Origin of the sequence: Calorimonas adulescens, from assembly GCF_008274215.1 — a bacterium.
Taxonomy (GTDB): domain Bacteria; phylum Bacillota; class Thermoanaerobacteria; order Thermoanaerobacterales; family UBA4877; genus Calorimonas; species Calorimonas adulescens.
Window position 1 is genome coordinate 1 of sequence record NZ_VTPS01000031.1, and the last position, 10,261, is coordinate 10,261.

General features: G+C 41.5%; 11 protein-coding genes and 1 pseudogene. 3 read left to right on the forward strand and 9 right to left on the reverse strand.

What is annotated here, in order from left to right; genetic code table 11:
* Positions 1–163: 163 nt before the first annotated feature.
* On the forward strand, positions 164–1,228 hold the full coding sequence (gene ytvI, locus FWJ32_RS12675; RefSeq protein WP_162523635.1) for a sporulation integral membrane protein YtvI: 1,065 nt from the start codon (positions 164–166) through the stop codon (positions 1,226–1,228).
* Here ytvI and FWJ32_RS12680 read toward each other — a convergent pair.
* The 7 genes from FWJ32_RS12680 to FWJ32_RS12710 form a co-directional block, all read right to left on the reverse strand.
* Positions 1,218–2,282, reverse strand: coding sequence for an alanine/ornithine racemase family PLP-dependent enzyme (locus FWJ32_RS12680; protein WP_149546335.1), 1,065 nt, complete (start codon positions 2,280–2,282; stop codon positions 1,218–1,220). The genes ytvI and FWJ32_RS12680 overlap by 11 nt on opposite strands.
* A 228-nt stretch (positions 2,283–2,510) precedes the next feature.
* The gene (locus tag FWJ32_RS12685; RefSeq protein WP_238988886.1) at positions 2,511–3,038 is read right to left on the reverse strand and encodes a phosphatase PAP2 family protein; all 528 of its coding nucleotides are present in this window, start codon (positions 3,036–3,038) and stop codon (positions 2,511–2,513) included.
* Positions 3,022–4,128, reverse strand: coding sequence for an MGDG synthase family glycosyltransferase (locus FWJ32_RS12690; RefSeq protein ID WP_149546336.1), 1,107 nt, complete (start codon positions 4,126–4,128; stop codon positions 3,022–3,024). The genes FWJ32_RS12685 and FWJ32_RS12690 overlap by 17 nt, the downstream gene beginning before the upstream one ends.
* Positions 4,129–4,185: 57 nt before the next feature.
* Positions 4,186–4,992, reverse strand: a complete 807-nt coding sequence (locus FWJ32_RS12695) for a hypothetical protein (protein ID WP_149546337.1) — start codon at positions 4,990–4,992, stop codon at positions 4,186–4,188.
* Positions 4,989–5,462, reverse strand: coding sequence for an anti-sigma factor family protein (locus tag FWJ32_RS12700; protein WP_149546338.1), 474 nt, complete (start codon positions 5,460–5,462; stop codon positions 4,989–4,991). Before FWJ32_RS12700 ends, FWJ32_RS12695 begins: the two co-directional genes overlap by 4 nt.
* A gap of 1 nt (position 5,463) precedes the next feature.
* Positions 5,464–5,967, reverse strand: a complete 504-nt coding sequence (locus FWJ32_RS12705; protein ID WP_149546339.1) for an RNA polymerase sigma factor — start codon at positions 5,965–5,967, stop codon at positions 5,464–5,466.
* 12 nt (positions 5,968–5,979) lie between these two features.
* Positions 5,980–6,546 carry a YqaA family protein gene (locus FWJ32_RS12710; RefSeq protein WP_162523636.1) on the reverse strand — a complete coding sequence of 189 codons (567 nt, stop codon included), beginning with the start codon at positions 6,544–6,546 and terminating at the stop codon, positions 5,980–5,982.
* Between the two features lie 175 nt (positions 6,547–6,721).
* Between FWJ32_RS12710 and FWJ32_RS12715 the strand changes: the two genes are divergently transcribed.
* Together FWJ32_RS12715 and FWJ32_RS12720 are read left to right on the forward strand one after the other, a co-directional pair.
* Entirely contained in the window at positions 6,722–8,761 is a 2,040-nt protein-coding gene (locus tag FWJ32_RS12715; protein ID WP_149546341.1) for a YcdB/YcdC domain-containing protein, read from the forward strand.
* Positions 8,762–8,830: 69 nt separating this feature from the next.
* Entirely contained in the window at positions 8,831–9,316 is a 486-nt protein-coding gene (locus FWJ32_RS12720; protein WP_203227770.1) for a nucleotidyltransferase domain-containing protein, read from the forward strand.
* Here FWJ32_RS12720 and FWJ32_RS12725 read toward each other — a convergent pair.
* Positions 9,299–9,598 (reverse strand): annotated as a pseudogene (locus tag FWJ32_RS12725) (type II toxin-antitoxin system PemK/MazF family toxin); the annotation flags it as partial. The gene FWJ32_RS12720 and the pseudogene FWJ32_RS12725 overlap by 18 nt on opposite strands.
* A 255-nt stretch (positions 9,599–9,853) precedes the next feature.
* Entirely contained in the window at positions 9,854–10,201 is a 348-nt protein-coding gene (locus tag FWJ32_RS12730) for a hypothetical protein (protein ID WP_149546343.1), read from the reverse strand.
* Between the last annotated feature and the right edge of the window lie 60 nt (positions 10,202–10,261).

Here is a 10,261-nt window from a genome sequence, read left to right on the forward strand (position 1 = left end):
AAGCCCCCCATATTTTGATTCTTTAAGGTGACATTTTCATGCGATAATTAACCACATTTTGGCCTATTTTTAGGTGACATTTTTAAAAGATATTGACATTAAATTAATTACAATTTCCGCATTCCATGATATAATGGGATTAAAAACAGTCAGGAGTGGTTATATGAGTACAGAAAAACTCAGCCGTATATTTTACATACTGGGTATTCTGTTTTTTGGGATAATCCTTTTATATGTGGGAATATCAAAGGTCTTAATTTACTTCCTGCCATTTTTGATTGCTGCATTAATTGCCGCACTCATTGAGCCCCTTGTGGTAAGAGTTCAGAACTGGTTGCATATTCCACGTGCCGCTTCCTCTTTTATAGTCTTGATCGCAGTGCTGGCATTAGCAGGGTTTATAATAGGTTATGGCGGTTATCAAGCTATTAAGGAACTTATTATATTTTCACGCAGCGTAGGAGAGTACAGCAGCAGCATATACAATACAATTATGCAGCATGTGTATAACCTCCAGGAGTATGTAAAGGGCCTCCCGCCTGTTCAGGCCAGTGCCGTTCAAAATGCCATCAATCAGGCTATGTCCTATCTTGCCAATGCCCTTCAGTACCTTGTGAATGTAATTATGGGTATTGCCAATTCTATTCCATCACTTATCTGGGGAACCGTGGTGTGTATAGTATCCGCTTTTTTCATGAGCAAGGATAAGGACGTAATACTTGGCTTTATTATCAAGCAGATTCCCAAAAAGGTTATTGAAAGCGGCGGCTATATAAAGACAGACCTTTTTAAGACAGTATTTGGTTTTTTACGTGCAGAGCTTATAATCATGACCGTGACTTTTTTAGAGGTTTCTTTTGGATTTATGCTGATGGGCTACAAATATCCATTCCTCATTGGCCTGGCCGTGGCTATAATAGACATACTGCCTGTCCTTGGTACAGGTAGCGTCCTCGTCCCGTGGGCACTGATACTTATGATATTCTACAGGAACTTTACCCTTGCTGCATACATACTCATACTTTACGGCATTGTATTTTTTGTACGCCAGATGCTGGAGCCAAGAATTGTTGGAAAGAGTATAGGGCTGCACCCGCTGGTGACCCTGATGGCAATGTATATAGGAAGCCAGGTTATGGGATTTGCTGGACTCATACTGGGTCCCGTAATATTGATAGCTATAAAAACATTCCAGAAGGCCGGGCTGTTGCCAAAGTTTAAAGAATAACCTTTTCAACATAGGGAGAGGTAGAGACACTCAAAAGCCCGCCATAGGTAATATCAAAAGGTATCACATCTCCAACTCCAATGGTACCTTCATAGTCCTCCACGTCCAGTATGAGATGGTCGCTGGACGCTCCAACTATGGTCATCCCCGCATGTCTCGGCTTTATGCCGTTTATTATCACATCCTGCTTTCCAAGGGCCAAAATGGCCCTTTTCCTTATACCCCTGTCCTCAAAGTGGGGCACCTCCCCAAAGGCATCAAAACCGACCTCACCTATAGGTTTCGAGGGTTTTCTCTTCACCTCAACCACCTCTGCTTCTAACGTAAACACATCCTTGTAGGTGCCAGGTATATCCCTGCCGCACACGTCATTTATGCCAAACAATATGGCCTCTCCTATACGAAGCTGGTTTACCCTTTCAGGCATTTCACCGTCATCTATGAGCTTCAGTGTGCATGTTGAACCACCCGATATAGTGGGAAGCTTTCTGCCAAGTATCGACTCGGCCGAATACACAGCCTCTATAAACCTGCTGATATTATCCTTATCCGGCATTGTTCCACCTATACAGCCCACATTGGTGGCCAGGCCGGCGATGTTTATTCTGCGCAATTTACTGGCTTCTTTCACAAAATCAGCCACATCCTCAGGCATTATACCCTCCCTCAGGTCTCCTACATCCACCATTATTATTATCTCAATCCACCTACCCTGCCTTACACACTCCTCCGATATGGATCTCAAGGTATCCATCTCAGATACCAGCACACTGTCGGCATATCTGACAACATCAGCTATCTCTGACAGCATTGGTATCCTTATGAGCATTATATAATTATTTATACATTCATTCCTCATCCTCTTTATGTTTAAAATCCTAGAATCAGCCAGCTTTTCAATTCCTGCACTAAGTATGACATCTGTGATGTCCTTTAATGCACAGTATCCCTTGGTGACTGCCACTACCTCTATACCATGCCTGCTACATAGGTTCTTGATGAGGCAGGCATTATGATAAAGTTTGTCACGGTCAACTACAAGCCTTGGATACATAAAGATCCCCCCCTTTATGTATCATTATACATTAATTTCTGCATAGCTAAAAGGATACGGCTTTATAGCCTGCACTTTTATATCTCCTCGGACAATAAAAGTCACTGTGGTAGTCACCACAGGTTTTTGCCTTATGCATACAAGATAAATATAAAACCCCCTTATGCATGATTATTGCACAAAGGGGGTATTACCCGGGCATTATGTCAGCTTAATCTATTTATACCCCTACACCAAAATGAGACTGGTCAGAAACGACACTCCGCTGCCTATGGCTGCCCCCATAAGCACATCGGAAGGGTAATGCATGCCCACATATATCCTGGATATGCCCACCATGGCGGCCAGGCTTAAAAAAAGCAGGTATATCCCTGGATACCCTATCGAGAGGGACACTGCCAGTGCAAACCCGGCCGTGGTATGCCCCGACGGGAATGAGTGGTCCTTCCAGAGTTTCCTCAGTGTATTGGCCTCTAAAATGGAAAGGTATGGTCTTTTCCTGCCTATGCTTTTCTTTAGCCCCTGCACTATCAGATGGCTTATAGTTAAAGAGGTTGCCGCCTCTATGCCCACCATCCTTGTATGTCCCTTGCCCAGAACTATAAGCAGAAAGCATGTGGTCACGGTAAACCACCAGCTGCCCAGTTCAGTAAAATATGGTATTATCTTATCCAGTACATTGGTCTTTATCCTGTCGTTTAAGGCATTGAATATAACTATATCATACTTTAAAATGCTCTCAAAGACCCTTTTCAACGGAATTCCCCCTTGAATCAATAAGACTCAGTACCATGTCTGCAGTCATTAAAGCTGAGTCTTGCTTTCCAATAGATAAAGCATTCTTTCTCATCTGGGTGAGCTTTTCTCTATCATTAATTATATCACAAATATCCATCCTTAGTCTGTCAAAGTTAGATACTATACCAGCGCCATTTTTTTCTATATACTCTGCATTTCCCTTCTCCTGTCCGGGAAGTACATTGGGGATTACCATGGGTAGTCCTGCGGCCATCGCCTCAGAGGTGGTAAGGCCCCCTGCCTTGCTTATAAGAATGTCTGCCGATGCCATGAGTTTAGACACATCTTCGACGAACCCCATTACCTTTATATTGGGGCTGTTGGCATATTCAGCCTCCAACCTTCTTCTTGCCGACTCGTTCCTGCCCGTTACCACAGTAATGTCAGCGTCCAGCCCGGCAAGCCTATCAACGGCATTCAGTCCTACTCCAACACCCCCACCCATTATGAGGAGGTGTATCCTGTCATTAGGCCAGGCCCTGCGCTTTAAGCTGCTGAATGCAGGTGACACAGGTATGCCATACTGCTTAATCCTGTCCATTGGTACTTTGTACCTTAAAAGACCATCAGTCACTTCCTTGCACGGAGTAATATAATAATCCACTCCAGGAACTACCCAAAATGGGTGAAACTCATAGTCAGTAACAACCACAACTATCGGTATATCTATATTTAGTGACGAAATGCCCATGGCTGAAAAAGGATGGGTACAGACGACAGCATCCGGTTTTGATATATCTAATATTTTTTTTACAGGTCCCATCCTTATAATGGGTTTAGCAAAACTATATGCTGCCTCCTTTGGATACTGTGATATTCTGTACCCTGACATTTTATAGACCATACCCCAGACGTTTGGCCTCAGTTCCATACCCCTGTTGTATGCCATCGCGGTGATAAGCAGCATGGGTTTGGATATAAGCTCGCCTGCCGACATTATCCTTACACCCACTCTGCGGTCTCTTAGCTTAAATGCCTCTCTAAGATTTTGGGCCGCCTTTATATGTCCCATACCGTATGGCTCTGCAAATATAAGCAATTTTTTCATATCCTCACCTAATTAATATTATAATCTAAAATAAATTAAAACCATATTAAATCTCTGTTAAGCCTTGATTAAATTTTCCACTATGGCCCCCATCCCTGCCGCCGAAAAAATTATCAGCAGAATTACGCCTATTATCGGGATACTTGAGAATGCTGAGAGAATAATCGAACCCACAAGAGGGACCATGAATCCCCCCGTATTGTAACCCATCCTCTCCAGGACAACCCTACCTGTATAGGATGATGATACGGAAAAGCCTAATACCATAAATACCGCTGTTATCACACTTAAAAATGCAGCAACAGGTATGCCAATAACTGTAAATATCATTATTAAGACCACAGTAACAAGTATTAAAAACAGAATGATTCCCAAACCCATGGCCCTTCTTACGTTTAATAGTTTCTCCACTGCCCTGCCTGTCCATCCCGGGAAGGCTATACCAATCAGTACCGGCACCACCATAAAAAGGCACATGAAGAAAAGCCGCGCAAACTCTATGCCTGCAAACCCGATAATCGAAAGTAAAAATTCGTTAAGGGCTTTATCCTTGAGGTTTATATGATATATTCCATGACCCGCTTTAAAGCCTCGAGGAGCATTAATATCCCCACCTATGACCATGAGATTTCCATCTATCCTCGCATCGCTTCCTATGTCTACACTACCCATAATTACAAACACGCTGTCATGCACCCTGCCGTCTATAACGGCATTGTTAAAGAGGACTACCACATTATCCGCCTCTTCATTCTCCTCAATAATTACCCTGTCTGTAGACACCACATCAGAGCCCTCTCCCTTTGCCAATGCTACCGTTGGTACAAGCAGGACCAATATAAAAATTAATATGAGTCTTTTCACCGCCTGGCCTCCTTTAAAAATCTATCAAACAGGTATATAAGGGCAGTCATGGTGATAGTAAATATGAGCATCATCTCTGCCCAGGCAAATGGGCTGCTGCTGTAAACCCTGAGGATAGATATAATCACCCCCGATGCAACTGTCCAGTATATGGACAGCAGCATGTATATCCCTTTACCCATGGCCAACCCCATAAAAACAAGGGCAAAAATTTCCAACAAGGGAACAGGTAAAAATAAATATGGACTAAGGTTCTCCCTTACAGCATTCATCACCTTCTCAGTAAAACCAGCCGATGGTCCTATGCCTGCCATAAGGCCGATAAGACGCCTCTCTTCTGTCATTTCATCATATATCTTAATGCAGTCAGGGCACGCATCTATGTGCTGTTCTATTTCAAGCATGGTCTCTTCATCCAGCACTCTATCCATGTATTCCGACAACAGTTTTTCTACCTCATCACACCTCATGCTAACCCTCCTCTCTGAGAATTTCCCGCATCCTCATCCTGGCAGCATTTATTCTGGACTTTACTGTACCTATAGGAATATTTAAGACCTCCGCTATCTCGTCATAACTCAGGCCATCTATCTCACGCAAGATAAGTATCACCCTGTGGTCCACACTTAGCCCGGATAGTGCCCTTTGAATGTCTATCCTGTCTTCCGCACTGTCGCCAACAGAGGGAATGTCCTCAAAATTTTCTATGGAGATTTCCCGTTTCCTCTTTTTAACCTCATTATATGAAAGGTTTATAATGATCCTCATAAACCATGTGTTAAAGGCTGATACATCTTTTAGGGCTTTCAAGCTCCTCCATGCCTTGATAAAGGCCTCCTGAAGAACGTCCTCTGCAGAGTACCTGTCACCCAGTATACTGTACGACAATGCAAACCCTTTATTCTTATATGCCTCCACCAGCCCCTCAAAAGCCTTTATATCTCCATCCCTGGCCCTTCTCACCAGTTCTTCCATCAAAACACCGCCCTAGTTCCTGGTTCTGCTCCTCCTTAATAAATAATATACCAAAATCAGTACGGCCACAATGATTATTGTAGTTATGGCAAATGTTGGAGATAGTATATAGTCTGCCATCTGCCTGCCATAGAGCCCTATAAGCACGGCCTCCAGCATAAACCTGAGCCCACGGCTTAAAAAGGACGCAAAAGTAAACCTGAACAGGTTCATCTTGAACATGCCGCCCAGTATGGTAAAAACCTTGTAAGGTACAGGAGTAAATCCGGCGATAAACACCGCCCAGACGTCATACTTTTCAAATATTGCCAGGGCCTTATCATAGTATTCCCTCTTGAACAGTTTCTCAAATATAGGCCTGCCTCCAAAATAACCAAGGTAGTAGCCACCTATCCCACCTACTGTGGATGACGCCGCAGTGGCCAGGCCAATGAGTATATATTCATTTGGCCTGGCCAGCACCATGGGTATAAGGAAGACCTCCGGTATTATTGGTGATATTATAGCCTCTAAAAAAGTGCCTATTATGAGTCCGTAAAATCCATAAGACATAAGCATATTCGCAAGAGTTTCCAGCATTCGCATCATCCCTTTCTATATATAAAGACAGCACAAGTGTGCCTTTTGTTCACTATATAAAAATATATTTTCCCATGTCATGTGATAATCCTCAAAACATTTAACCTATTTTTAACTATTTTTTTACAGATTTGTGCTACAATGAAACCATAAAATAAAATTGGAGGGTGTAAGTATGAAGAAGTCTTTTGCCATGGCCCTTGTACTTTTGTTTCTTGTTGTTACAGCAGTCCCCAGGCCTGGCCTGGCCGCAGAACCCAAAATCACTCTTGAGGAGGCCATACAAAAGGTCAAGACGCTGTTTGACACATCAGTATACAAAAACTTTACAAGTTCCTATAATACCTACGATAACCACTCATACTGGGAGCTGAACTGGGATGGCAAGCCTGGCGGCCTTGATGTCCGTATAGATGCTGCAACGGGTGATATAGTGTCTATCTACCAGTTTAGAAATGATGACACAATAAAAGGACATTCAAGGCTTCCCTCGGTGAAGTATGAAGACGCAAAAAAATCCGCCATAGGTTTTTTAAAAAAAGTAGCGCCGGATAAGTACACATCCTTACATCTTGATGAAGGAGAAGTAGATAAATACAATCCATACAGCTATGATTTTAACTTCATAAGGCAGATAGAGGGCATAGACTTCCCATCCAACTCTGCCACTGTACGGATAAACTCTCAAAACGGCATTGTAGAGAGCTACGACCTTAACTGGGAAGAATATAACTTTCCAGATCCATCAAAGATATTGTCCATAGAGGAAGCAGGGAAAATATATTCTAAGCAGCTCGGCATAAGGCTAATATACAAACGTTTCGGCGATGAAATAAAGCTGGTCTATCAACCTGACTATATACATTCCATAGATGCTGTATCAGGTAATACAGTAAAAGCAGAGGATATGGGGCCATTGAGGGGAATGGGGGCAGGCGGAGACGAACAATATGCCGCCATGAAAAAAACCGAATTAACCCCGGAAGAAGAAAAAGAACTCTCAGAATTGGAGGGCCTTATTACTGAAAACGATGCAGTCAGAATACTTCAAAACAAATTTCCCTTCCTTAAAGGCATGACATTGGACAATTCTAACATGAACAGCAATAAAGACAAAAGGTACTGGTACATCTCATTTACAAGTGACGAGAGCAAAGAGGTTGCGGAGGGGACAATCACCTACGCATATTTCACCTTAAATGCAAAGACAGGTGAGATATCAAGTTTTAACATCCGCAGGAAAACATTTGTGGATTCTGCAAAGGATATAGGCCAAGATAAGGCAATACAGATTGCCAATGATTTTATAAAGCAGGAACAGCCCGAAAGGTTTAAGAATACCGTTTTGGACACAAAAAACATAGTGCAGGACTACAGGGGGAACTACCAGATACATTATGACAGGGTTGTAGACGGCATAGCCTTCCCCGACAATGGTTTTAATATAACCGTGGACAAAAACGACGGCATGGTAATTCAGTATCAGATGTCATGGGAAGACCATGAGTTTCCCAAACCGGATAAAATATTGACCACTGAAGACGCCAATAACGTGGCATTAAAAAATATTGGCCTTAAACTGCAGTATTCCTTTAAGCTCAATCAGGATTATGCCATAAAATTCCAGAAGGAAAATGAGCAACAGGTCCTCTTAATATACCGTCTGGATATCCAATACCCCTATGGTTACATATATGTGGATGCATACTCGGGCAGCCTTCTGGATAGAAATGGAAAACCCATACAGAAAAATTCACCTTTGACAGATATAGAGGACAGCCCTTATAAAGAAGACATTGAGATACTTTATGGCAAGGGGGCCATTACAGGTGACAGCTTTAAACCAAAAGAGAATATCACACAAAAGGATTTCCTCTCAATGCTTGTCAAGGCCATGGATATGGGCGGATATATGGAGATTGAGAACCTGCCCGGGGGCTATGAGGATATCTATACAGCTGCTATCCAGAACAGGATAATAGATAAAAACGAGATAGACCCCGATAAGGTCCTCACGGTAGATGATGGAGTGAGGTATGCAGTAAGGTCACTCATGCTGGGGGACATAGCAGAACTAAACGTATACAACGGAAATGGATATCTTCTGCTGGCCAAAGGGCTCCATATCCTTGATGGGTCAGAGGACGGTCAGCTTACAAAGGGAATGGCAGCACACATCATAGTAAACACCATGAGGGTGATGGTCACCTGGTAACACGTAAAGTACGGTAAAATGTAACTATTATCTGAATACTATTATTATGGATGAGAGGAGGGATAAATTTTGATTTCTGAGCAAAAGAAAAAAGTCATCTTGATGATTGACGATGTCCTGAAAAATCAAAACGTTATATGGGCTTTTACGGGAAGTGCAAGTTTTGTCATACAAGGGATGCAGATGCCTGTGCATGATATAGATATCCAAACCGATAAAGACGGTGCATATAAAATTGAAAAATTGTTTTCTGAATACATCGTGGCCCCCGTACAATTTTGTGGCACTGAATCCATTAGATCGCATTTTGGAAAACTTATGATTTCAAATGAAAAAGTTGAACTGATGGGAGATATTCAAAAACGATTACCCTCTGGCGAATGGGAAAATCCGATTTCATTAAAAGAGCTTATAAAGTATATCGATTTTGAGGGGCATAGTATACCTGTCTTATCTTTGGAGTATGAATATCACGCATACAAAATATTGGGCAGATATGATAAAGCTGACCAACTACTGGCATTTATAAAAAATTCGTCATATAAATCCCAGTAACATTTTTATTCGTTCCTCTACAAATTTTATTGTCTCATTATCTGCCCTTCCAAGCCTCTTTATTAGTCTATTAGTAGAAATTGAGCATATATCCTCCGTCTTAATGAAACTCTTCTCTGTTAAAAAATCACATACCAGTTCCACATAGCTTGGTATACCCTTATCCTTGCTTGTTATGGGAACAATTATAACCATTTCAGCTAAGCTATGGTTATATAGGTCATCAGATACGATAAGCGCCGGTCTGACACCTGCCTGTTTATGGCCTATAATCAGGTTTGAATCTACATAATAGTATACAACTTTCGTGTACCATTAGAATCAACAATCCTGACTACTCTCCGCCACAAGTGGTGAAGGTTCTGTTTACTTGAAGGCTTCTCCTGTACTCTCAAGATGCTTTGTACGACTAATCTGCATATTACATCTTCTACAACATACAGGCACTGACCTTTTTCAACAGACTTTACTATCTATATCCATATCAGAATATTGACGATAGCTTAAGGCATTGAGTCTAAATCCTTCTTAATATTTTTATATTCCCATGCTGCTTACTAATGTCTGTGTCTTTTTTAAGTTTTTTAATCTTTCTATTTCTTTATCATGTAGTCTTAAAAAATTATCAAATCTTTCAATACATTTATCTCTATCTATCTTTTCGCTTTCTACATTCTGCAATAAAAATGCTGAATATAAATCTCGCTGTACTTTAATCTTTTTACCCTTATATATAAGTTCATTCCATCTTTCTGACAATTGTTTTTTATTATAATCATCATCTATATGGTTATACTGGCTTGCTTTTATTTTTGTTTTATCTATTTTAATCAGTTTCTTTCCAAAATCATATTGGCCCCTTAAGAGAATTGGACTAAAACACACAAAATGATAAAATTTCTCTTAAGGGAGGTCAAAATCAATGGCAGCACATAAAAACTTTAC